The following is a 22,336-nucleotide window of genomic DNA, read 5'->3' as shown; positions in this document are numbered from 1 at the left end:
ATGACAATGAACGATAGAGTCCTTCGGGTGCTCGAATACAACAAGATGAAAGATCAGCTGAAAAAACATGCTGGATCTTCATTAGGAAGAGCTGAAATTGATCAAATGAAGCCGTTGACATCGGTGGACGACATAAAGCATGCCATGACCATTACGGAGGAGACACACCGTGTTGTACGCTTAAAAGGACAGGCCCCTCTCGGCGGCATTAAAGATGTATTTGCCCATATCAAACGAGCGCAGATCGGCGGCGTATTGAACGCATGGGAGCTTCTTGAAATAGCGGATACTATTTATGCTGCAAGAAGAGTCAAATCCTTTATCGATAAAATGACAGAGGACGGCATTGAACTGCCCGGTCTCGATGAAATCACGGGAGCGATTACGGTCCTGACAGATGTAGAACGGTCTATTAAACAATCGGTGGATGATAATGGAGAGGTAATGGACAGTGCCACTCCCGCTCTGCGCAGCATACGACAGCAGATCCGGGGCCAGCAGGCGTCCATCCGTTCCAAGCTTGACCAGCTGACTAAATCGCAGGATCAGCAGAAAAAGCTATCTGATTCGATTATTACTATACGGAATGACCGGTATGTAATTCCCGTCAAACAGGAGTACCGCGGATCATTCGGCGGGATTATCCATGATCAATCGGCCTCCGGAGCGACTTTGTTTATTGAACCGCAGTCTGTCGTTACGATGAACAATATGCTTCGGGAAGCCCGTGGCAAAGAAAAGATTGAAATTGAAAAAATACTCCGGGAGCTATCCGCTGAAATCCAGGAAAATGGAGAAGAACTGCTGGAAAACACCCGGACGCTCGGCTATGTCGATTTTATTTTTGCCAAAGGGTATTACGCCCATGACTTAAAAGCGACGCAGCCGAAGGTAAACAGCACGGGCCATTTTCAATTCAAAAAAGCGAGACATCCGCTTATTGACGCAGAGGAAGTTGTACCAATTACGGTGGAACTTGGTGGAGATTTCTCCTCTCTTGTTATAACCGGACCCAACACTGGCGGTAAAACGGTCACGCTGAAAACAGCGGGGCTGCTGACGCTGATGGCGCAGTCCGGTCTGTTTCTTCCAGTAGAGGAAAATTCGGAAGCTGCTGTATTTGAGTCTATTTACGCGGATATAGGGGATGAACAGTCCATTGAACAAAACCTGAGTACTTTTTCATCCCACATGACCAACATTGTAGATATTCTTGGAAAAATTGATCACCACAGTCTGGTATTATTTGACGAAATCGGTGCCGGCACCGATCCTACGGAAGGTGCGGCTCTGGCTGTTTCGATTCTCGATTACGTTTATAATAAAGGCGCTTCCCTCATTGCCACTACCCATTACAGTGAGCTGAAAGGGTATGCCTACAATCGGGAAGGGGTTATGAACGCGAGCGTGGAATTTGACGTAAACACGCTCCGGCCGACCTACCGTCTGCTGATTGGTGTACCGGGGCGCAGTAATGCTTTTGCCATATCCAAACGCCTGGGTCTGAGTGATGACATTATTACGGCAGCCGAAGCGGAAGTGAGTACAGACAGCAGGCAGATGGAGCAGATGATAGCATCCCTTCAGGATAGGCAGCTGTCTGTAGAAGAACAGGAAAAGCAGGCGACCGCGCTTCGAAAAGAAGCCGAATCGCTGCAGAAGGAATTAGCTGAAAAAGTCCAGCGGGTGGAAGAAGAAAAAGAAACTATCTTCCAAAAAGCGCGCGATGAGGCAGAAAGCGAACTCTCTGCTTCAAAAAAACAGGCAGATGAAATTATCCGTGAGTTAAGAGAGCTTGAGAAACAAGGCCATAATGTAAAAGAACATCAGCTAATTGATGCCAAGTCGCGCATGGATAAAGCACAGCCGGCTCCTACAAAACGCATGAAGCAAATAAAAAGGCAGGCTGAAAAAACCGATACGATTAAGTCCGGAGATGAAGTAAAGGTATTAAGTTTCGGACAGAAAGGCCAGGTGCTGGAACAGCTGAATGAAAATGAATTCCAGGTTCAGCTGGGCATTATGAAAATGACGGTTAATAAAAGCAACATGGAGAAATTGAGCAGTTCTAAAGAAAAAACTCCTCTTCGCAATGTCCGCTCCGTGACGACCAGTGCCCCGGTAAAGCCCGAGCTTGACCTGCGCGGGCAGCGCTATGAAGATGCCCTGCGTCAGGTGGAGAAATATTTGGACGAAGCCGTTCTCGCAGGATATGGGCAGGTTCATATTATTCATGGAAAAGGAACAGGAGCGCTGCGCAAGGGAGTGAAAGAGTACCTGAAAAAACATCCCAGTGTAAAAAGCACCCGTGACGGGGGAATGAATGAAGGCGGTATAGGAAATACAGTTGCGGAACTAAAATAATAACTCACGCCGCCTGAGGCAGAGAAGGGAAGGTGGCAGGCCTGGAAGCCATACTGCAGACGCCATTCGGGCAGACAGCTGCCAACTACAGCGTAGCACTGCTCTCACTTATCGTATTTTTAGCTGTGTTTGAAACAATAACCCCCTATAACAATTGGGAAGAAATAAAAAAAGGTAATATTGCTGTAGCACTTGCCACCGGAGGAAAGATCTTCGGCGTTGCCAATATTCTTCACTTTTCCATCCTGCATAACGATCAGATATTAACGACTATTGTGTGGGGTTGTCTCGGATTTGTGCTGCTGATTATCAGTTATCTTGTGTTTGAATTTTTAACTCCTATGTTTAAAGTAGATGAAGAACTTGCAAATGATAATAGAGCGGTCGGCTTGATTGCATTTATTATTTCCGCGGGGCTGTCTTTTGTTATAGGAGCAGGGATACTAAGCTGATATAAAGGAGGAAGATAATGGAGCGGTTAGCAAAAATATTAATCATCTGCTGTGCCGTGTTTTTTGCAGCAGGCTGTATCTATTTATTTTCTTCATTATAGGAAAGAAATGGGCCGTCCTCAGGATAGAGCCCATTTTTTTACATTTATCTCTTTATAATTGTAAGCGTTTCCATTATAATAATTGTATAGAGTGCTTCTTTACGTATTCCTGTGTCCACATTTAAAAGGGGGATTTAAAATGGAAGAAAAGCATGCATGGCTGTCCCATTACCCAAAGGAAATACCTGTAAGTATTTCCTATGACGAAAAAACGCTGCACTCTTACCTTGAAGAAACGGCTGTTAATCAGCCGCATCGTGAAGCACTTCACTTTATGGGAAAAGATATGACATACCGGGAGGTTTATCATGAAGCCCTCAAGCTCAGCAGCCAGCTGAAAAAGCTTGGTGTAGTGAAGGGGGACAGGGTAGCGATTATGCTGGCGAATTCCCCTCAGGCAGTAATTTGTTATTATGGAGCTCTGATGACCGGGGCCATTGTGGTGCAGACGAATCCGCTGTATGTGGAACGTGAACTCGAGCATCAAATGAACGATTCCCAGGCGAAGGTTATGATCTGCCTGGATTTAGTATATCCGCGTGTACGGGCCGTCAGAAGCAGAACCTCACTTGAACACGTGCTTGTCACAAGCATTAAAGATTATCTTCCCTTCCCTAAAAAAAATCTATATCCACTCGTGCAGCGGAAAAATGCAGCTCTTGCAAAGCAGATCGAGTATGACAGCACGACGCACCGGCTGAAAAAAATTATGGCAGAGGGAAAACCGGAAAAGCCGGACATTTCTTTTAATCCTAAAGAAGATATTGCTCTTCTTCAATATACCGGAGGAACAACGGGGCCTGCAAAAGGGGTCATGCTGACACATTATAATTTAGTAGTAAACACTATGCAGAGCAGTGCATGGATGTATAATATTGATCGAAAAAAAGAAACAATTATGGCTGCACTGCCGTTCTTCCACGTTTACGGCATGACAACAGTAATGAATATCAGCATTATGCACGGAGCAAAAATGATTATCGTGCCCCGCTTTGAGCCGGTCCCTATTTTAAAAGCAATTCAAAAGCATAAAGTGACCGTTTTTCCGGGAGCGCCAACGATGTATGTTGGGCTGATTAATGAACCGACCATTAATAAATACGATCTTTCCTCTATTGAAGCCTGCCTGAGCGGATCTGCTCCGCTTCCTCTCGAAGTGCAGCAGACGTTTGAAAAGCTGACGGGAGGAAAGCTCGTAGAAGGATACGGGCTTACTGAAACGTCTCCGGTAGCTATTTCTACGCCTATCTGGGGGAAACGAAAAGAAGGAAGCATAGGTATTCCCTGGCCTGACACGGAAGCGGCTATTTATGATCCGGAAACAGAAGGTCCGGCACCGGCAGGAAAAATTGGAGAAATTATGCTGAAAGGCCCTCAGGTGATGAAAGGCTATTGGAACAGGCCCGAGGATACGGCGGCTGTGTTTCATGGGAACTGGTTTCTGACCGGTGATATGGGATACATGGACGACGAAGGCTACTTTTATATTGTCGACCGCAAAAAAGATATGATCATCGCCGGAGGCTTTAACATCTATCCAAGAGAAATCGAAGAAGTACTATATGAGCACGAAGCAATAAAAGAAGCCGCCGTTATCGGCGTACCGGATCCGTACCGTGGAGAAACGGTAAAAGCGTTCCTCGTTTTTAAAGATGGCAAAAGTGCCTCAGATGAAGAAATGGAAGCATTCTGCAGGGAGCATCTGGCTTCCTTTAAAGTGCCGAGACAGTTTGAACGAAGAGAAGAACTTCCGAAAACAATTATCGGTAAAGTATTAAGACGGGTTCTTGTTGAAGAAGAAGAAAAAAACACAAAAGCAAAAGAAATGCAGAAAGGCAGCTGATCTGTCTGATATGTGCGGAAAAGTCCGGTCCTGGAGCCGGGCTTTTTTTTCACGTGGAGAATCTACGGAATAAGGCTTGACACTCCTTTGAATATTATCTATGATGAAGCTAGACATATAATGAATGAACAGTCATTCACTATTAATACATTGTAAAAGGGGCGTTCTGCCATGGGGAAACGAAAAGGTCCCAAATATGAACAAATTATAGAAGCGGCAGTAGACGTAATAGCCGAAAACGGCTACTACAATTCCCAGGTATCCAAAATAGCAAAGCGGGCCGGTGTAGCGGACGGTACGATTTATCTTTATTTTGCAAATAAAGAAGATGTGCTGATTTCCGTCTTTGAAGAAAAAATGGGCCAGTTTATTACGAATATTAAAGACGAGCTTACGTCCCGGCTGTCAGTTGAGGAAAAGCTTCATTCACTCGTAGCCAACCACTTCCGGCAGCTTTCGTTAAGCAGAAATCTGGCTATCGTGACGCAGCTTGAATTAAGGCAGTCGAGCAGCCATCTGCGCAAGCAGATCAATGATATTTTAAAAGAATATCTTCTTATTATGGATGGGCTGATTGAAGAAGGAAAAGCAACGGGCGTTTTTTCAGATGATTTAAATGAAAAGCTGGCCCGGCAGATGATTTTCGGCACGATAGATGAAGTTGTTACGACCTGGATTATGAATGAATACAGGTATGACCTGAATGAATTAGCTGCTCCCGTAGCTTCCATGCTTCTTCAGGGGTTTGGTGCAAACGTGCGCGCAAAACAATAGATAGAAAGCAGGGATAAGGATGGATCATTTACAATGGCGGGTGGAAGATCATGTCGCCCATATCGTTTTTGAGAGGCCGCCGGCTAACGCTCTGGCTGCCTCCGTCCTTTCAGAACTAAGCGTAGTTCTGGATGAGATTGAATCAGATACACAAGTACATGCAGCCGTGCTGTATGGGGAAGGCAGATTTTTTGCAGCCGGGGCAGATATTAAAGAATTCACAAATGTGGAAACGAGCAGTGGGTTTTCAGATTTAGGCACAAACGGGCAAAAGGTATTCGATAAAATGGAAGCCCTTACAAAGCCGATTATTGCGGCTATTCATGGAGCAGCTTTGGGCGGAGGACTGGAAATGGCGATGGCATGCCACTTGAGAGTGGCTACAAAAGATGCCAAGCTCGGCCTTCCGGAAACCACATTAGGGCTCATTCCAGGCTATGCGGGAAGCCAGAGACTTCCTGAGCTGGTCGGACGGCCTAAAGCAGGCGAGATGATATTAACCGGCCTCCCCATTACCGGAGAAGAAGCAGAACGCTGGGGTCTTGTAAATAAAGCAGTGCCTGAAGGTGAACATGTGAAAGCGGCTGTTGAAATAGCCCGTCATATCGCTTCGAAAAGCCGTATAACGACAGAAATGGGACTGGAGCTTCTGCGGTATGCTATACCATCTTCGAGAGAAGAAGGCAGTAAAAAAGAAGCAGAACTGTTTGGGCGGGCTTTTGCGAGCGAAGATGCAAAAGAAGGCATCCAGGCATTTATTGAAAAGCGGAAGCCGGCTTTTAAAAACAAATAAAAAATTAGGGAGGAACACAGAATGAACATATTTGTATTAATGAAAAGAACGTTTGATACGGAAGAGAAAATAATAATTGAAAATGGACGTATTGATGAAGAAGGGGCGGAATTTATCGTTAACCCGTACGATGAATATGCGCTTGAAGAGGCTATCGTATTAAAAGAGGCACACGGGGGAGAAATTACGGTGGTGACCGTAGGGGAAGAAGAAGCAGAAAAGGAACTCCGGACAGCTCTTGCCATGGGGGCTGATAAGGCTGTGCTCCTTAATATGGAAGATATGGATGAAGCTATCGACCACTATACAATTGGAGAAGTGTTAACCGCTTATTTTAAAGACCAGGAAGCAGATATTATTCTAGGCGGCAACGTAGCTGTCGATGACGGTGCCGGACAGGTAGCTTCCAGGCTGGCGGAAGGACTGCAGATGAATCAGGTGACGACTATTACAAAGCTCGATATTGAAGGAACAAAAGTAACTATTGAACGGGATGTGGAAGGCGATGTAGAAATCGTAGAGACATCGCTGCCGTTATTAGTTACCTGCCAGCAGGGTTTGAATGATCCGAGGTATCCTTCTCTTCCGGGAATTATGAAAGCAAAGAAAAAGCCGCTGGAAACAATAGATTTTGATGATCTTGATTTGGATGAAGAAGAAATTGCAGCGAAAACAACGACTACCGACCGTTTTCTGCCTCCGGAAAAAGGAGCAGGGAAGATTCTGGAAGGTTCTACGGAATCACAGGCACAGCAGCTCGTTGAACTTCTGAAATCAGAAGCAAAAGTAATATAAAGGAGAGATCATAATGGCCAGGAAAATTCTTGTACTAGGAGAAACGAAGGAAAATGAATTAAGAAACGTATCGTTTGAAGCAATAGCAGCGGCGCATAAAGCAGCAGAAGGCGGAGAGGTAGTCGGTGTTTTATTCGGTGAAGGAGCCGCCTCGCACGCAGAAGCAATGATTCAGCACGGCGCGGACCGTGTCATCGTGTCAGAAATGGATGAATTAAAGCAGTACACGACGGACGCATATATGCAGGCAATGGAGCAGGTATGCGAGGAAGAGCAGGCGGAAGGGCTTGTTATCGGCCATACGTCCAGCGGAAAAGACCTGGCTCCCCGTCTGTCGAGAAAATTAAGCTCAGGGCTAATTACAGACTGCGTGGAAATAGAAGGGGAAGGAACAAATGCTCAGTATATCCGTCCTGTTTATTCCGGTAAGGCATTTGAGAAAATAAAGATGGAAGATGGTTTTCTATTTATAACAATCCGTCCGAACAACATCCCAGCGCTGGAAGCGGACAGCAGCAGAAGCGGAAATATCGATACGAAAACCTTTACCATTTCCAATCTGCGTACGATTATTAAAGAAGTAGTCAAAAAGAGCACGGGAGGCATCGATTTAGCTGAAGCCAACATCATTGTTGCCGGCGGAAGAGGCGTAAAAAGTGCGGAAGGCTTCAAGCCGCTAGAAGAGCTTGCCGGTGTTCTCGGCGCAGCCATCGGGGCGTCACGCGGTGCCTGTGATGCCGATTACTGCGACTATGCGCTGCAGATCGGACAGACGGGTAAAGTAGTTACACCGGATCTGTATATTGCAGCCGGCATCAGCGGAGCTATTCAGCATCTGGCAGGAATGTCCAATTCAAAAGTAATTGTGGCGATTAATAAAGATCCTGAAGCGCCTATATTTGAAGTGGCTGACTATGGCATTGTCGGGGATTTGTTTGATGTTATTCCTGCTTTGACAGAAGAGTTTAAAAAAGTCACGGCTTCTTAGAAACCAGCCTGCCGGAACCGGCAGGCTTTTCAATTGCAGCGCCCGGGTTTAGACAAATAATGAGCGGGTAAAGAAAACTCAGGCAATCTATTAGCCACAATTTATACACAATGCTATAATATGCATTAGCTTAATAAAGCTACTTAAAAGGAGGACCACACAAATGGCAATTGTAACAGCTACTGATCAAAACTTTTCAACTGAAACGTCTGAAGGCGTTGTATTGGCGGACTTCTGGGCTACTTGGTGCGGACCATGTAAAATGATCGCTCCAGTACTTGAAGAAATCGATACAGAAATGGGCGACAAAATAAAGATCGCAAAATTAGATGTTGACGAAAACCAGGAAACGGCCGGAAAGTACGGCGTAATGAGCATCCCTACTCTTCTCGTTTTTAAAGACGGCGAAGTAGTGGATCAGGTTGTAGGCTTTCAGCCGAAAGAACAGCTTGTTGAACTATTAAATAAACACATTTAATATGCCTGAAAAAGCCGCTGATCAATGATCAGCGGCTTTTTATTATACTTAAAGAAGTATTCTTTGCACACAAACATATTTTCGCTTTATACTACGAGAGAAGAATGAAGCGAAGAGGTGTTCCGGAATGAATACAATAAAAGAAAAGTTGACCGTGCTCCCGGATCAGCCGGGCTGTTACTTAATGAAAAATAAGCACGGCACTGTCATATATGTAGGAAAAGCGAAAGTCTTAAAAAACAGGGTCAGATCTTATTTTACTGGTTCCCACGATGGAAAAACCCAGCGGCTCGTTGGAGAAATAGAAGATTTTGAGTATATTATTACGTCGTCCAACCTTGAGGCACTGATTCTGGAAATGAATTTAATCAAGAAATACGAACCGAAATACAATGTACTGCTAAAAGATGATAAATCCTATCCTTACATTAAAATCACAAAAGAGGAACATCCCCGTTTAATTACAACGAGAAAAATAAAAAAGGACGGCGCCAAATATTTTGGCCCTTACCCTAATGCAGGTGCAGCCAACGAAACCAAAAAACTTCTCGACCGCCTGTATCCTATGAGGAAATGCCGGACGATGCCGGATAGAGTCTGCCTTTATTATCATATAGGACAGTGTCTTGCCCCCTGTGAATTTGATGTATCCAGGGAAACCAATCAGAAAATGGTGCAGGATATTACGAAGTTTTTAAATAACGGCCATCAGCAGGTGAAAGAAGACCTGCGTGTGAAAATGCATACGGCTTCAGATGAATTGAATTTTGAGAGGGCCAAGGAGCTCCGCGATCAGATTCACCACATTGATTCCGTCATGGAAAAACAAAAAATGAATATTAATGATACGGTCAATCGTGATATTTTTGCCTACTCTGTCGATAAAGGCTGGATGTGTGTGCAGGTTTTTTTCATCCGCAGCGGAAAAATGATCGAGCGCGACGTATCCGTTTTCCCTTACTATCAGGAACCGGAAGAAGATTTCCTGACGTTTCTGGGTCAGTTTTATCTCAGGGAAGATCATCTAAAGCCGAAGGAAGTATTTATTCCAATAGGGATCAATCAGGAAATGGCCGGCCAGCTGTTAGAGATAAAAGTAGTGCAGCCTGCCCGGGGAAAGAAAAAAGAGCTGGTGGAGCTGGCAGAGCGCAATGCAGCCCATGCTCTTAAAGAACGTTTTTCCCTTATTGAGCGTGATGAAGCAAGGACGGTAAAAGCGGTGGAAGAGCTGGCAGAAGCTATGCAGATTGATATGCCGCACCGGATAGAATCGTTTGATAACTCCAATATCCAGGGCACCGACCCAGTAGCGGCAATGGTTACATTTATGGACGGCAAGCCTTTTAAAAAAGAATACCGGAAATACAAAGTAAAAAGTGTTACCGGCCCGGATGATTATGCTTCCATGAAAGAAGTTATACGGCGCCGCTATACCCGTCTCCTGAAAGAATCACAGCCGCTCCCGGACCTGATCCTGGTGGATGGAGGCAAAGGGCAGCTGAGTGCTGCGCTGAGTGTTATAGAAGATGAACTGGGCATGAATGTGCCGGTAGCAGGGATGGCGAAGAATGACAAACACAATACGTCCGAACTCATTATGGGAGACCCGCCTGCCGTCATACCGCTGAAACGGAACAGCTCTTCGTTTTATCTTCTGCAGCGTATCCAGGACGAAGTCCACCGCTTTGCTATTACATTTCACCGGCAGACAAGAGGAAAAACAATGTTTTCTTCCGTATTGGATGACATTCCGGGTGTCGGTGAAAAACGTAAACGGGCTCTTTTGAAACATTTTGGCTCAATGAAAAATATGAAAGAAGCCACGGTAGATGATTTTCGGGCCATAGCCATACCGGACAGCGTGTCCAGGGAACTGTTGAAACGGCTTCAAGAAGCACCGGCACCTAAATAAAAAGGAACTGCTGCATTTTTATCTGCGGCGGTTCCTTTTTCCTGTGCTATTCTTTATCCCAGCGGATATAAAAAATATGATCTTCTTTTTTTTCGTCCATATATGTTTCAGCAGCAGCATTTTTTAATTCAGACAGCTGTTCGGCGAGAAATCCCGCCTCGAGTAGAAATGAATATGTATTATTGGTAGGCTGAAGCTTCAACTGCAGCTCCCGTTTTTTTTCATGAATAAGCTGAAGTTCTCCCCAGTAGGCTTTGTTAAAAAATTCCATAATTTCTTCTATAGAGTCACACGGGTATTTACGGGCAAGGGATTTCCCTGCCCAGTATAATATTTCGGGCTCGTCATGCCCCAAAAGTTCCGGCAGAAGCGTTTCTCTGAGCAGAGCATAGCCAAATTCAGGGGAAGTACTGTTAGTGTCTGACATAATGGCCTCCTTTTCTGTCTTTATTATACAGGCTTGAAGCTGAAATCTCTATAGATTATAAAAAGCATAAATGATATACTGATGTCCGAAATCCAGCGGAGGTTGAGGCATGAAAAAATTTACCAGCGCATTTATGACTCCTTTTAGAATGATCATTTTTTCATATATAGTATCCATGCTTATATTCAGTGTTCTGCTGTGGCTTCCGGTATCCCATAATCCCGGGGTGGAGCTTGGTTACCTGGACTCCTTGTTTACTTCTGTTTCGGCAGTAAGCGTAACCGGCTTGACCGTTATCAACGTACCGGAAACGCTGAGCTACACGGGAGTATTTTTTCTGGCCCTGGCCATGCAGGTGGGCGGCATCGGTATAATGTCCCTCGGAACTTTTGTATGGATGCTTTTAGGCAGAAAAATTAATTTGTCCCAGCGGCTGCTTATTATGGTGGATCAGAATCAGTACCAGTTTTCCGGTATGGTAAAGCTGATGAGAAACATTCTTCTTCTGGCCCTGGCTATTGAAGCAGTTGGGGCTTTTATTCTGGGAACTTATTATATCCAGTATTTCGACTCGATCGGCCAGGCTTATTATCAGGGGGCGTTCGGCGCTTTAACTGCCTTTACGAACGCAGGGTTTGATGTGACCGGCCAGTCCCTGATCCCGTTTGCAGATGATTACTATGTACAGCTGATAGTAGTTCTTCTTATATTTGCAGGCGCCATCGGATTTCCTGTACTGATGGAAGTTAGAGAATATCTTTCTTCCAATAATAAAGACTTCCGCTTCAGCCTGTTTACCAAAGTAACGGTTACTACTTACTTTCTCGTGTTTATTATAGGCGTGATCGGCATTCTGCTGCTCGAAGCGAATGTGTATTATCAGGGAATGGCCTGGCATCAGCAGGTATCTTCCGCTATTTTTCATTCAGCTTCTTCCAGAAGTGCGGGTTTATCAACGATGGATGTGTCGGCCTACTCTCTTCCTACGCTTTTGTTTGTCTCCTCGCTGATGATTATTGGAGCAAGCCCGTCAAGCGTGGGAGGCGGCCTGCGAACAACTACGCTGGCTGTCATGTTTTTAACAATCCGCAGCTTTGCTCTGGGTAAAGAAGAAGTAAAAGTGTTCGGCAGACAGGTTCACCCGGAGGATAAACAAAAAGCGTTCATTGTTTTGTCATTTTTTCTCGTAGGGGTATTCGCCGCCGTGCTGTGTATCAGTGCACTTGAGCAGAATAATACAAACGTAGAGCTGATTGATATTATCTTTGAAGTTAGTTCGGCATTTGGTACGTGCGGCTTAACCACAGGCATTACAGATGATTTATCAAGACCAAGCCAGTTAGTGCTGATGCTGTTGATGTTTGTCGGACGGGTAGGGATTCTTGCCTTTCTGCTCTCCGTAAAAAGAAAAGAAACGAAGTCTTATTATAAATATCCAACTGAGCGTATGATTATAGGTTAATAGATAATAAAAAAACCTCCTTTCCCTTTAAATTACCATTAGGGAACAGGGGGTTTTTGTATATTTTGTTTATAAAGCCATGTATCCGTTTTCTTGACTCACTGTAAAAGTGGGAGTACAATAAATGTGTTGAAGTACAATGCGCGCTGTGATTACGAAAAACGTAAAATGGATAAATGATTACGTATCCGGCACTGCTTTCGTTTTTCTGAATGGCAACGAACTTGAGAATGACCGCTTTGTTTTTTGTTCCATTACATAAGGTGACAACCAAACAGCTTTGTACATGGGCTGTTTTATTTTGTGGGGCATTTTCTATTCGGTCTGAAAGGGATGGTGAAAAAGCAGACGTTACATCAGGAATCACCAACAAAAATGGAATAATTTTAGGAGGATATTTGCATGGCTGAAAACCGTGAATTTTTTAACCGCAGACTTCATTCTTTGCTTGGAGTCATCCCCATCGGATTGTTTTTAATCCAGCACTTTGTCGTGAACCATTTTGCCACTCGTGGAGCCGAGGCTTTCAATCAGGCTGCGCACTTCATGGAGCAGCTGCCTTTCCGCTATTTTCTGGAAATTTTTATTATCTTTCTTCCAATTCTGTTTCATGCTATCTACGGTTTGTTTATCGTTTTTCAAGGAAAAGCGAATACAAAACGGTTTGGATATTACCGTAACTGGATGTTTCTGCTCCAGCGTATTACCGGCGTATTTTTACTTATCTTTATTACCTGGCACGTATGGGAAACGAGAATTGCGGCTATGTTTGGGGAAACAGTAAATTATGATATGATGGCTTCAATACTAAGTAACCCGTTCATGCTTGTTTTCTACATTCTTGGTGTCGTAGCAGCAACGTTCCACTTTTCCAATGGTCTATGGTCATTTATGGTTACCTGGGGCATTACAGTAACACCACGTTCCCAGCAGATTTCCACTTATGCAACAATCGGGCTGTTCGTTGTATTAACAATCGTTGGATTAAGAGCCATTTTTGCATTTGTATAAGTCCTTAGACTGTCAATTAATTAAGGAGAGGGTCAATTATGAGTAACGGCAAAATTATTGTAGTCGGTGGAGGTCTGGCCGGCCTGATGGCGACAATCAAATCAGCAGAAGCAGGCATTCAAGTGGATTTATTCTCTATTGTTCCTGTAAAGAGATCGCACTCTGTTTGTGCCCAGGGCGGAATTAACGGCGCTGTTAACACAAAAGGGGAAGGCGATTCTACGTGGGAGCACTTTGATGATACAGTTTACGGAGGCGACTTTCTTGCCAACCAGCCACCGGTAAAAGCAATGACAGAAGCGGCTCCTGGGATTATTCATTTAATGGACCGTATGGGAGTTATGTTTAACCGGACAGCTGAGGGGCTGCTTGATTTCAGAAGATTCGGCGGCACCCAGTATCACCGCACAGCATTTGCTGGGGCAACGACCGGACAGCAGCTTTTATATGCGCTGGACGAGCAGGTAAGACGCTACGAAGCAGCCGGTCTTGTTAATAAGTATGAGGGCTGGGAATTTCTTTCTGCTGTTCTTGACGATGAAGGCACCTGTAGAGGGGTAACCGTGCAGAATCTGAGCTCTCATGACGTAGAGACGTTCCGTGGAGATGCGGTTATCATGGCTACCGGCGGTCCTGGAATTATGTTCGGAAAATCAACCAACTCCATGATCAATACTGGATATGCAGCTGCAGCTCTTTACGAGCAGGGCGTTTATTATGCAAATGGAGAATTTATTCAAATTCATCCTACCGCCATTCCAGGAGATGACAAACTCCGTCTTATGAGTGAGTCAGCACGTGGAGAAGGCGGCCGTGTATGGACATACAAAGACGGAAAACCGTGGTATTTCCTTGAAGAGAAATACCCGGCATATGGTAACCTTGTTCCGCGTGATATTGCCACCCGTGAAATCTTCGATGTCTGTGTAGAGCAGAAGCTTGGCATCAACGGTGAAAACATGGTATACCTTGACTTATCTCATAAAGATCCAAAAGAACTCGATGTTAAGCTTGGCGGCATCATGGAAATTTACGAAAAGTTCATGGGTGATGATCCTCGTAAAGTGCCAATGAAAATTTTCCCTGCCGTACACTATTCAATGGGCGGCATGTGGGTCGATTATGACCAGATGACCAATATACCCGGCTTATTCGCTGCCGGCGAATGTGATTACTCTCAGCACGGTGGAAACCGTTTAGGTGCAAATTCGCTTCTCTCCGCTATTTACGGTGGAATGGTCGCAGGTCCTAAAGCGGTGGAATATATGAACGGGCTCGAGAAATCTGCTGAGGATATGAGCAGCGAAATCTTTGACCGTTCCAAGCAGAAGGAAGTAGATGAGTTTGAAAAAATTATGAACATGGACGGCAAAGAAAATGCCTATGTGATTCATAAAGAACTCGGTGAATGGATGACGGATAACGTAACGGTTGTTCGTGACAATGAAAAGCTCCTCAAAACAGATGAAAAAATCCAGGAACTTATGGACCGCTGGGAAAACATCAATATTAATGATACGTCCAGATGGAGCAACCAGGCTGCCTCTTTCACACGCCAGCTCAAAGGAATGCTTAATCTGTCCAGAGTTGTTACGATGGGTGCCTATCATAGAAACGAAAGCCGTGGAGCCCACTACAAGCCGGAATTCCCGGATCGTAATGACGAAGAGTTTTTGAAAACAACAAAAGCGAAGTACAACCCTGCGAAAAAGGGACCTGATTTTGAATACGAGGAAGTGGACGTTTCTCTTATTAAGCCTCGTAAACGCGACTACTCCCAGAAAAAAGCAGGTAAAAAGGAAGGGGCCGGAAGTTAATGAGTGAAAAGACCGAAAACAAAGTAATCCGGTTTGTTGTCACAAGACAAGAAGGACCGGATGAACCTTCATATAAACAGGAATTTGAAATTCCCTACCGACAGAACATGAACGTTATTTCGGCACTTATGGAAATCCGCAGAAACCCGGTAGATGCCCAGGGTAATCCGACATCTGCAGTTATCTGGGATATGAACTGTCTCGAAGAAGTCTGTGGAGCCTGTTCTATGGTAATCAATGGCAAACCACGCCAGTCCTGCACAGCGCTTGTCGATCAGCTTGAGCAGCCGATTCACCTGGAGCCGATGAAAACATTTCCTGTTGTCCGCGATCTTCAAATTGACCGGTCACGGATGTTTGATTCTCTTAAAAAGGTCAAAGCATGGATTCCGATTGATGGAACATATGACCTTGGACCAGGACCAAGAATGGCAGAAAACAAGCGTCAATGGGCTTATGAATTGTCGAAGTGCATGACGTGCGGTGTCTGTCTGGAAGCCTGCCCGAACGTTAACGATAATTCTGACTTTATCGGACCGGCAGCTCTTTCCCAGGTGAGATTATTTAATGCTCATCCAACCGGCGAAATGAACAAAGAAGAACGTTTAAAAGAGCTGATGGGAGATGGAGGCATATCAAGCTGCAGTAACTCACAGAACTGTGTGCAGTCCTGCCCGAAAGGTATTCCTCTTACCACTTCTATCGCTGCGCTTAACCGCGACACAAACATTCAGTCCTTTAAGAGCTTTTTCGGCAGTGACAAATAATCATTGAACCCTGGCCGGTGCGGATTATATCTGCGCCGGTTTTTTTATGCAGCAAAAATACGAGATGTACAAAAAAGGAGCAGTTATATGGGTACCCCATCTTATATCGGTGATTGGACAGAGTGGGAGAAAGATTTCTCCTTTTACAATGAAACAAAAGTAAGGTTCTCGGAGACTGATGCTTTCGGACATCTGAACAATACGAACGCATTTGTTTATTTTGAAGAGGTCAGACTTGAATTTTTTAAAAAAGCAGGCTTGATGCAGCAGTGGCTGGCCCCGGATTCCGAAAAAATGATTGTAGTAGCGGATATGCACTGTGATTATATAAAGCAGGTATACTTTGATGAATCATTGAACATTTATATGAAAATAGCCCGTATCGGCAACAGTTCCGCAGATGTGCATTATTTAGTGAAAAACAAAAACGGAGAGAACTGCTTAACAGGCAGGGGGGCGGTCGTCCAGATATCCAAGGAAACCGGGTCCTCTCTTCCGTGGAGCGATGACGATAAAGAACGAATGAACAGCCTTCAGTGAACGCCGGTATTATTTCATTTCTTTTATAATAAGTTGCTTGTCTAGAGAAATGACAAGTGTTAAAATAATTGTTGGATAAATATTCGCTCAATATGCTGGCGGTAAATAAGCGTGTAACTGATTAGATCAGGCATGAGTAGGGAAAAGCTGAAAATAGTCCCTTGTATTATCTGCAGAATACAGAGATTTTCAGCTGCATATACTCATGCTTTTTTTAATCACCTGGCGCTGCTCTGCCGGCTTTTCGTGAACAAACTATTTATCTTTTACTTGACCGCCAGGGTCAATACTTAGTATGTTTATGAAAGCGATATAAATGAAAGTAAAGAAAAGGGGAATTTGACATGAAAGAAAAAACATTCAATATTACGAACGATACTGGGATCCACGCACGCCCTGCTACACAGCTGGTAAACAAAGCAGGCCAATTTTCCTCTGATATTACATTAGAGTACAATGGCAAGTCCGTAAACCTTAAGTCCATTATGGGAGTTATGTCTCTTGGAGTCGGCAAAGGTGCTGAAGTAACAATCAAGGCGGATGGTTCTGACGAAGATGAAGCAATGAATGCTATTGAAGAAGTAGTAAAGGAAGGGCTTGGGGAGTAATGTCACAGAGCCTGACAGGAATTGCAGCTTCTAAAGGCATCGCCATGGCACCGGCCTTTATACTGGAGCAGCCTGACATGGATATTCAAAAAAAGTCCGTCTCCGACGTGGAACAGGAAGCAGCCCGTTACAAGAAAGCAGTAGCGACTGCTAAAGAAGAACTTACTTTAATTAAAGATAAGACTTTAAAAGAAATGGGCGAAGACAAAGCAGAGATTTTTTCTGCCCATCTGCTTGTTTTGGAAGATCCGGAACTGATCGATGCTGTAGAAGCAAAGATCAAAGAAGGCGTTAATGCTGAATTTGCAATGAAGGAAGTATCCGACATGTATGTTTCCATGTTTGAGAGCATGGACAATGAGTACATGAAAGAACGCGCTGCAGACATTAAAGACGTATCAAAGCGGGTACTGCTTCATCTGCTTGGCATGGAAAACACGAGTCTTGCTGAGATTGATAAAGAAACAGTTATTATTGCAGAAGACTTGACTCCTTCTGACACAGCACAGCTTAATCTGGCCTACATTAAAGGGTTCGCCACCGATATCGGTGGAAGAACTTCCCATTCGGCTATCATGGCAAGATCTATGGAAGTTGCTGCTGTCGTTGGAACAAAAGAAGCTACTTCTTCTGTTCAAACCGGCGACTTTGTCATTATTGACGGATTAGAGGGAACTGTACTTGTTAATCCTGATGAGAAGACAATTTCGGAATACAAAGAGAAAAAAGAGGCGTTCGCCCGCCAAAAAGAAGAATGGGCGAAGCTTATTAATGAAACGTCTGTAACGAAAGATGATCATCATGTAGAGCTTGCTGCTAATATCGGCACGCCTCAGGACATGGAAGGTGTTCTTGCAAACGGCGCAGAAGGCATCGGCCTTTACCGTACAGAATTTCTTTATATGGGACGCGATGAACTGCCTACAGAAGAAGAGCAGTTTGAAGCTTATAAGTCTGTTTTGGAAAAAATGGATAACAAACGTGTGGTTATCCGCACGCTTGATATAGGTGGAGATAAAGAGCTTCCGTATTTAGATCTTCCTAAGGAAATGAATCCATTTCTCGGTTTCCGTGCTATCCGTCTCTGCCTCGAAAAAACCGACATGTTCAAAACACAGCTGAGAGCTCTTCTACGTGCCAGCGCTTACGGGAAATTAAGCATTATGTTTCCTATGGTAGCTGCTATTGAAGAGGTAAGACAGGCCAAAGCTATTCTACAGGAAGTGAAAGAAGAGCTTACGGCCGGCGGCACTGAAGTCAGTGATGCCATTGAAATCGGCATCATGGTGGAAATTCCATCTACTGCTGCGGCGGCAGAAATTTTTGCCAAAGAAGTAGATTTCTTCAGCATTGGAACAAACGATTTGATTCAGTATACGATGGCTGCAGACCGGATGAGCGAAAAGGTAGCTCATTTATACCAGCCGTATCATCCGGCGATTCTCAGACTCGTAAAGAACGTTATCGATGCAGCTCACAAAGAAGGCAAATGGGCCGGAATGTGTGGAGAAATGGCTGGAGAACCAACAGCTGTACCTCTTCTGCTCGGACTTGGGCTCGATGAGTTCAGCATGAGTGCCACATCGGTACTTCCGGCAAGAAGCCAGATCCGCCAGCTTTCAAAGAAAGAAGCAGAATCATTAGTGGAAGAAGCGATGACACTGTCTACTTCTGCTGAAATTGCTGAGCTGGTTCAAAAGCGTGGATTTATTACAGAAGAAATGTAATAAAAAGCTGCCTCTTTCCGGGGGCAGCTTTTTTTCTATGTCCAATAACCGTCACATGATAGGTACAGCACGCTTGATTTTGCTTCATACGACTTGCAATAAAGAGCGAAACAAGCGAAAATATACAGAGACCCGAAAGGAAGGGAGGAAAACAGTGGTGAATCGACAGCAAGTGTCTCAAATCGAAAAGTCGCTTCGGCATGTTTCCTACATCGTAAAGCAGAAGGGAAGAGAAATTCTTAATGAATTCCCTATAACACCTCCTCAGTTTGTCGCTCTGCAGTGGCTTCAGGAAGAGGGGGATATGACGATCGGCGAACTTTCGCAGCGCATGTATTTAGCGTGCAGCACGACTACTGATTTGATTGACCGGATGGAAAAAAACGAACTGGTAGAACGTGTGAAAGACGCAAAGGACCGCCGTGTAGTAAGAATTCACCTTTTAGAAAAGGGAACCGTTATTATTAAAGACGTGATTAATGAACGCCAGATTTATTTAGAAGGCGTGTTGTCTGAAATGTCACCTGAAGAGGTATTGTCAATTGAACAGGGAATGGCAGCTCTTCAGGAAAAAATGAATCAGTTAAAAGGTACAGCAGATAAAGAACCAGCCGATACAAAATAATTATGTACAATTTCTAACAGAAAACGAGGGAAAAGTGTGGAAAGACCGATTGGAGTAATTGATTCGGGGCTGGGAGGCCTCACTGTAGCAAAAGAAATCTCAAGACAGCTTCCTAAGGAGAGGATGGTATACATAGGCGATACTGCCAGATGTCCCTACGGCCCACGTCCTGTTGAAGAAGTCAGGGCATATACATGGGAAATGATAGACCGGCTTCTTGAAGAAAACATAAAAATGCTTATTATTGCCTGTAATACAGCTACTGCGGTAGTTCTGGAGGAAGTGAAAGAATCGCTTACGATTCCGGTGATTGGCGTAGTTCAGCCGGGAGCTATTACAGCCTTAAAAGTGACGGCGAACAATCATGTAGCTGTTATCGGTACAGAGGGTACCATTGCAAGCGGGGCTTATAACGAAGCGCTGCATACGATTAATGCCAACGTAAAGGTAGACAGTATTTCCTGTCCGCCGTTTGTTCCCCTGGTGGAGAATGGCTATACGGATAAAGAAGAAGCAATTGAGGTAATTACAAATACGCTCCAGCCGTTATTATCTTCCTCTTTTGATACGATGATTCTTGGATGCACCCATTACCCTCTGCTGCAGGAATTGATTCAGGAAGTAGTAGGAGAGAACATCTCCCTAATCAGCTCGGGGGATGAAACGGCCAGAGAAGTTAGCACCATCCTGCACTACAACAACGATTTAGCCTCGGAAGAAGCACTGGAGGACAATATTTATTACACTACAGGTCCGGCAGAATCGTTTAAAGAAATGGCAGAAGAATGGCTGCAAAATGATGAACTGGCTGTATATTCAATACAATTAAGCAAAACAAGCGCGCAAAAATAGAGAGCGGCAAAAGGGGAAAAAGTATGTTCCGTATTGACCAGAGACAAGAAAATGAATTAAGACCCGTAACGATAGAAACAGATTATCTAATGCATCCGGAAGGTTCTGTACTTATTACTGTCGGTGATACAAAAGTAATCTGTACGGCAAGCATTGAAGACAGAGTGCCTCCTTTTTTAAGAAATTCAGGCAAGGGCTGGATTGCTGCGGAATATTCGATGCTTCCAAGAGCCACAGCCAAAAGAAATATTAGAGAAGCAGCAAAAGGAAAATTGACCGGAAGAACAATGGAAATTCAACGTTTAATCGGCCGGTCTCTGCGATCGGTAGTAGATTTAAGCGTATTGGGAGAACGGACAATATGGATAGACTGTGATGTTATTCAGGCAGACGGCGGCACGAGAACTGCTTCCATAACGGGTGCATATGTAGCGATGGTTATGGCGCTGCAGGGTCATGTGAAGAAAAAGAAAATTAAGTCTCTGCCAATAACCAACTACCTCTGTGCCGTATCAATCGGTATTGATAAAGAAGAGCGTGCCCTGCTGGATTTATGCTATGAAGAAGACGCCGCAGCATTGGTTGATATGAACGTTGTTATGACAGGCGACAGGGAACTTGTAGAACTGCAGGGAACCGGAGAAGAATCCACCTATTCAAGAGCCCAGCTCAACGCGATGCTCGATCTGGCTGAAAAGGGAGCGGATGAACTTTTTTTAGTTCAGGCTGAAGCACTAAAGGAGATTCTGCCTTTTAAAAAAGATGAAACAAAGGAAGTATAAAATGAAAACACTTATTATTGCTACAAAAAATAAAGGAAAAATTGCTGAATTCAACGATATGCTGCAGGATCGGTGGGATGTAAAATCACTTCTTGATTATGATATTGCAGATATCCCCGAAAATGGAAGCACATTTGAAGAAAATGCTGCAGCAAAAGCAGAAGCGGTCGCTTCGATGTTTGGATGCATGGCAGCGGCGGACGACTCGGGTCTTGAAGTGGACGCCCTCAATCAGGAGCCAGGGGTGTATTCTGCCCGGTATGCGGGTCCTCAAAAAAACGATGAAGAGAATATAAATAAGCTGCTCCAGGAACTAAAAGGTGTTCCCGAGGAAGAAAGAACGGCACGATTTGTCTGTGTAATTGCAGTAGCCGTTCCAGGGGAAAAAACAATCACGTTTAGAGGGAGCTGTGACGGAGTCATCCATCCTGTAAAAGAAGGCGCTAACGGATTCGGGTACGACCCAGTGTTTTTTCTGCCCTCCTACAATAAAACGATGGCCCAGCTCTCCAGCGTACAGAAAAATGAAATCAGCCACCGTGGCAAAGCGTTAAAGCTGGCTGCAGACTATATTTCCAACACAATGAATGAATAAAGGCGGGAATGGAATGAAAGCATTAATCGTAAGCGATACACATGGAAGCAAAAAAGAACTGCAGCGTGTATTGGATCGGCACAGGGAGGAAGTCCATACTGTAATTCACTGTGGTGACTCCGAACTCCTCAGGGATGACGAAATTCTCTCCGGCATTCATATTGTCGAAGGGAATGTGGATACGCCGGGTCAATTTCCTACGGAGGTGTCTGTTGAAGTGGAAGGCATTACAATATATGCCTCACACGGCCATCTGCTGAACGTAAAAAGCGATATTAAACCTATAGCGAAAGAGGCAGAAAAAAACGGTGCCAGCCTGGTCTGCAGCGGACACAGTCATATAGCAGCGGCCGAAGTCTACCAAAACCGTCTATTTGTAAATCCCGGCAGTTTATTAATGCCAAGGACGCGGATGGAGAAAACATATGCTCTCGTAGAATTTCCTGCCCCTACAGAGGCAAATGTGAGGTTTTATGAAGAGTATTCCGGAAAAGAAGTAGAAGAGCTGTCCGGGCATTTTTTTCTATAATAAAAATGCCTGGGTTCCGCCGTATCTAAATAGAGATACGGAAGGGACAGTTCCGCTTAAATAGTTGGATTGAACTACAAGTTTCTTTACAAAC

Annotated in this window: 22 protein-coding genes; 21 read left to right on the top strand and 1 reads right to left on the bottom strand. The window is 44.5% G+C overall.

Annotated elements, in window-relative coordinates:
* Positions 1–6: 6 nt before the first annotated feature.
* From ATL39_RS07015 to uvrC, 9 genes are all read left to right on the top strand, one after another.
* Positions 7–2,364 (top strand): endonuclease MutS2, encoded by a 2,358-nt coding sequence (locus ATL39_RS07015; protein ID WP_120192575.1) that lies wholly within the window; start codon positions 7–9, stop codon positions 2,362–2,364.
* Positions 2,365–2,405: 41 nt separating this feature from the next.
* Complete coding sequence (locus ATL39_RS07010) at positions 2,406–2,816, top strand: DUF350 domain-containing protein (RefSeq protein WP_120192667.1); 411 nt, start codon at positions 2,406–2,408, stop codon at positions 2,814–2,816.
* Positions 2,817–3,056: 240 nt separating this feature from the next.
* Positions 3,057–4,760: a long-chain-fatty-acid--CoA ligase gene (locus tag ATL39_RS07005; RefSeq protein WP_120192574.1), complete on the top strand. Its 1,704-nt coding sequence runs from the start codon at positions 3,057–3,059 to the stop codon at positions 4,758–4,760.
* Between the two features lie 171 nt (positions 4,761–4,931).
* Positions 4,932–5,534, top strand: a complete 603-nt coding sequence (locus tag ATL39_RS07000) for a fatty acid metabolism transcriptional regulator FadR (RefSeq protein ID WP_120192573.1) — start codon at positions 4,932–4,934, stop codon at positions 5,532–5,534.
* A gap of 19 nt (positions 5,535–5,553) precedes the next feature.
* Positions 5,554–6,327 (top strand): enoyl-CoA hydratase, encoded by a 774-nt coding sequence (locus ATL39_RS06995; RefSeq protein WP_120192572.1) that lies wholly within the window; start codon positions 5,554–5,556, stop codon positions 6,325–6,327.
* 21 nt (positions 6,328–6,348) lie between these two features.
* The gene (locus ATL39_RS06990) at positions 6,349–7,122 is read left to right on the top strand and encodes an electron transfer flavoprotein subunit beta/FixA family protein (protein WP_120192571.1); all 774 of its coding nucleotides are present in this window, start codon (positions 6,349–6,351) and stop codon (positions 7,120–7,122) included.
* 13 nt (positions 7,123–7,135) lie between these two features.
* Positions 7,136–8,110: an electron transfer flavoprotein subunit alpha/FixB family protein gene (locus tag ATL39_RS06985; protein ID WP_120192570.1), complete on the top strand. Its 975-nt coding sequence runs from the start codon at positions 7,136–7,138 to the stop codon at positions 8,108–8,110.
* Positions 8,111–8,273: 163 nt separating this feature from the next.
* Complete coding sequence (trxA, locus tag ATL39_RS06980) at positions 8,274–8,588, top strand: thioredoxin (RefSeq protein WP_120192569.1); 315 nt, start codon at positions 8,274–8,276, stop codon at positions 8,586–8,588.
* 127 nt (positions 8,589–8,715) lie between these two features.
* Complete coding sequence (gene uvrC, locus ATL39_RS06975; protein WP_120192568.1) at positions 8,716–10,500, top strand: excinuclease ABC subunit UvrC; 1,785 nt, start codon at positions 8,716–8,718, stop codon at positions 10,498–10,500.
* Between the two features lie 46 nt (positions 10,501–10,546).
* On the opposite strand, the gene ATL39_RS06970 is transcribed toward uvrC, so the two are convergent.
* Positions 10,547–10,927: a DUF2507 domain-containing protein gene (locus tag ATL39_RS06970; RefSeq protein WP_120192567.1), complete on the bottom strand. Its 381-nt coding sequence runs from the start codon at positions 10,925–10,927 to the stop codon at positions 10,547–10,549.
* 109 nt (positions 10,928–11,036) lie between these two features.
* Between ATL39_RS06970 and ATL39_RS06965 the strand changes: the two genes are divergently transcribed.
* The 12 genes from ATL39_RS06965 to ATL39_RS06910 all read left to right on the top strand — a co-directional run bounded on the left by ATL39_RS06965 (position 11,037) and on the right by ATL39_RS06910 (position 22,242).
* On the top strand, positions 11,037–12,389 hold the full coding sequence (locus ATL39_RS06965; protein WP_120192566.1) for a TrkH family potassium uptake protein: 1,353 nt from the start codon (positions 11,037–11,039) through the stop codon (positions 12,387–12,389).
* Between the two features lie 402 nt (positions 12,390–12,791).
* Positions 12,792–13,400, top strand: coding sequence for a succinate dehydrogenase cytochrome b558 subunit (locus ATL39_RS06960; protein ID WP_120192565.1), 609 nt, complete (start codon positions 12,792–12,794; stop codon positions 13,398–13,400).
* A 38-nt stretch (positions 13,401–13,438) separates the two neighbouring features.
* Complete coding sequence (sdhA, locus tag ATL39_RS06955) at positions 13,439–15,217, top strand: succinate dehydrogenase flavoprotein subunit (protein WP_120192564.1); 1,779 nt, start codon at positions 13,439–13,441, stop codon at positions 15,215–15,217.
* The gene (gene sdhB / locus ATL39_RS06950) at positions 15,217–15,984 is read left to right on the top strand and encodes a succinate dehydrogenase iron-sulfur subunit (protein WP_120192563.1); all 768 of its coding nucleotides are present in this window, start codon (positions 15,217–15,219) and stop codon (positions 15,982–15,984) included. Before sdhA ends, sdhB begins: the two co-directional genes overlap by 1 nt.
* An 87-nt stretch (positions 15,985–16,071) precedes the next feature.
* Positions 16,072–16,524 carry an acyl-CoA thioesterase gene (locus ATL39_RS06945; protein WP_120192562.1) on the top strand — a complete coding sequence of 151 codons (453 nt, stop codon included), beginning with the start codon at positions 16,072–16,074 and terminating at the stop codon, positions 16,522–16,524.
* Between the two features lie 344 nt (positions 16,525–16,868).
* Positions 16,869–17,132: a phosphocarrier protein HPr gene (locus tag ATL39_RS06940; protein ID WP_120192561.1), complete on the top strand. Its 264-nt coding sequence runs from the start codon at positions 16,869–16,871 to the stop codon at positions 17,130–17,132.
* A complete protein-coding gene (gene ptsP, locus ATL39_RS06935; protein WP_120192560.1) occupies positions 17,132–18,859 on the top strand; it encodes a phosphoenolpyruvate--protein phosphotransferase in 1,728 nt (575 codons plus the stop codon). The genes ATL39_RS06940 and ptsP overlap by 1 nt, the downstream gene beginning before the upstream one ends.
* 157 nt (positions 18,860–19,016) lie before the next feature.
* Positions 19,017–19,484 carry a MarR family winged helix-turn-helix transcriptional regulator gene (locus ATL39_RS06930; protein WP_245960935.1) on the top strand — a complete coding sequence of 156 codons (468 nt, stop codon included), beginning with the start codon at positions 19,017–19,019 and terminating at the stop codon, positions 19,482–19,484.
* A gap of 36 nt (positions 19,485–19,520) precedes the next feature.
* Positions 19,521–20,336 (top strand): glutamate racemase, encoded by an 816-nt coding sequence (gene racE / locus ATL39_RS06925; RefSeq protein ID WP_120192559.1) that lies wholly within the window; start codon positions 19,521–19,523, stop codon positions 20,334–20,336.
* A gap of 23 nt (positions 20,337–20,359) precedes the next feature.
* Complete coding sequence (gene rph / locus ATL39_RS06920; protein WP_120192558.1) at positions 20,360–21,118, top strand: ribonuclease PH; 759 nt, start codon at positions 20,360–20,362, stop codon at positions 21,116–21,118.
* A 1-nt stretch (position 21,119) separates the two neighbouring features.
* Positions 21,120–21,713 (top strand): XTP/dITP diphosphatase, encoded by a 594-nt coding sequence (locus ATL39_RS06915; protein ID WP_120192557.1) that lies wholly within the window; start codon positions 21,120–21,122, stop codon positions 21,711–21,713.
* 13 nt (positions 21,714–21,726) lie between these two features.
* Positions 21,727–22,242 carry a metallophosphoesterase family protein gene (locus tag ATL39_RS06910; RefSeq protein WP_120192556.1) on the top strand — a complete coding sequence of 172 codons (516 nt, stop codon included), beginning with the start codon at positions 21,727–21,729 and terminating at the stop codon, positions 22,240–22,242.
* The last annotated feature ends 94 nt before the right edge of the window (positions 22,243–22,336 follow it).

It is taken from the genome of Sinobaca qinghaiensis (assembly GCF_003610495.1).
GTDB lineage: Bacteria > Bacillota > Bacilli > Bacillales > Marinococcaceae > Sinobaca > Sinobaca qinghaiensis.
The sequence above is the reverse complement of the archived record's forward strand: the minus strand, read 5'-3'. Positions and strand labels throughout refer to the sequence as shown.

Bases quoted from the DNA above. Each gene is read 5' to 3' on its own strand.
- ATL39_RS06995 (WP_120192572.1), top strand. From the start codon at position 5,554: ATGGATCATTTACAATGGCGGGTGGAAGATCATGTCGCCCATATCGTT.
- ATL39_RS06990 (WP_120192571.1), top strand. From the start codon at position 6,349: ATGAACATATTTGTATTAATGAAAAGAACGTTTGATACGGAAGAGAAA.
- ATL39_RS07000 (WP_120192573.1), top strand. From the start codon at position 4,932: ATGGGGAAACGAAAAGGTCCCAAATATGAACAAATTATAGAAGCGGCA.
- ATL39_RS06945 (WP_120192562.1), top strand. From the start codon at position 16,072: ATGGGTACCCCATCTTATATCGGTGATTGGACAGAGTGGGAGAAAGAT.
- ATL39_RS07005 (WP_120192574.1), top strand. From the start codon at position 3,057: ATGGAAGAAAAGCATGCATGGCTGTCCCATTACCCAAAGGAAATACCT.
- rph (WP_120192558.1), top strand. From the start codon at position 20,360: ATGTTCCGTATTGACCAGAGACAAGAAAATGAATTAAGACCCGTAACG.
- ATL39_RS06970 (WP_120192567.1), bottom strand. From the start codon at position 10,927: ATGTCAGACACTAACAGTACTTCCCCTGAATTTGGCTATGCTCTGCTC.
- sdhB (WP_120192563.1), top strand. From the start codon at position 15,217: ATGAGTGAAAAGACCGAAAACAAAGTAATCCGGTTTGTTGTCACAAGA.
- ATL39_RS07015 (WP_120192575.1), top strand. From the start codon at position 7: ATGAACGATAGAGTCCTTCGGGTGCTCGAATACAACAAGATGAAAGAT.
- ptsP (WP_120192560.1), top strand. From the start codon at position 17,132: ATGTCACAGAGCCTGACAGGAATTGCAGCTTCTAAAGGCATCGCCATG.
- ATL39_RS06910 (WP_120192556.1), top strand. From the start codon at position 21,727: ATGAAAGCATTAATCGTAAGCGATACACATGGAAGCAAAAAAGAACTG.
- sdhA (WP_120192564.1), top strand. From the start codon at position 13,439: ATGAGTAACGGCAAAATTATTGTAGTCGGTGGAGGTCTGGCCGGCCTG.
- trxA (WP_120192569.1), top strand. From the start codon at position 8,274: ATGGCAATTGTAACAGCTACTGATCAAAACTTTTCAACTGAAACGTCT.
- ATL39_RS06965 (WP_120192566.1), top strand. From the start codon at position 11,037: ATGAAAAAATTTACCAGCGCATTTATGACTCCTTTTAGAATGATCATT.
- ATL39_RS06915 (WP_120192557.1), top strand. From the start codon at position 21,120: ATGAAAACACTTATTATTGCTACAAAAAATAAAGGAAAAATTGCTGAA.
- ATL39_RS06940 (WP_120192561.1), top strand. From the start codon at position 16,869: ATGAAAGAAAAAACATTCAATATTACGAACGATACTGGGATCCACGCA.
- uvrC (WP_120192568.1), top strand. From the start codon at position 8,716: ATGAATACAATAAAAGAAAAGTTGACCGTGCTCCCGGATCAGCCGGGC.
- ATL39_RS06960 (WP_120192565.1), top strand. From the start codon at position 12,792: ATGGCTGAAAACCGTGAATTTTTTAACCGCAGACTTCATTCTTTGCTT.
- ATL39_RS06985 (WP_120192570.1), top strand. From the start codon at position 7,136: ATGGCCAGGAAAATTCTTGTACTAGGAGAAACGAAGGAAAATGAATTA.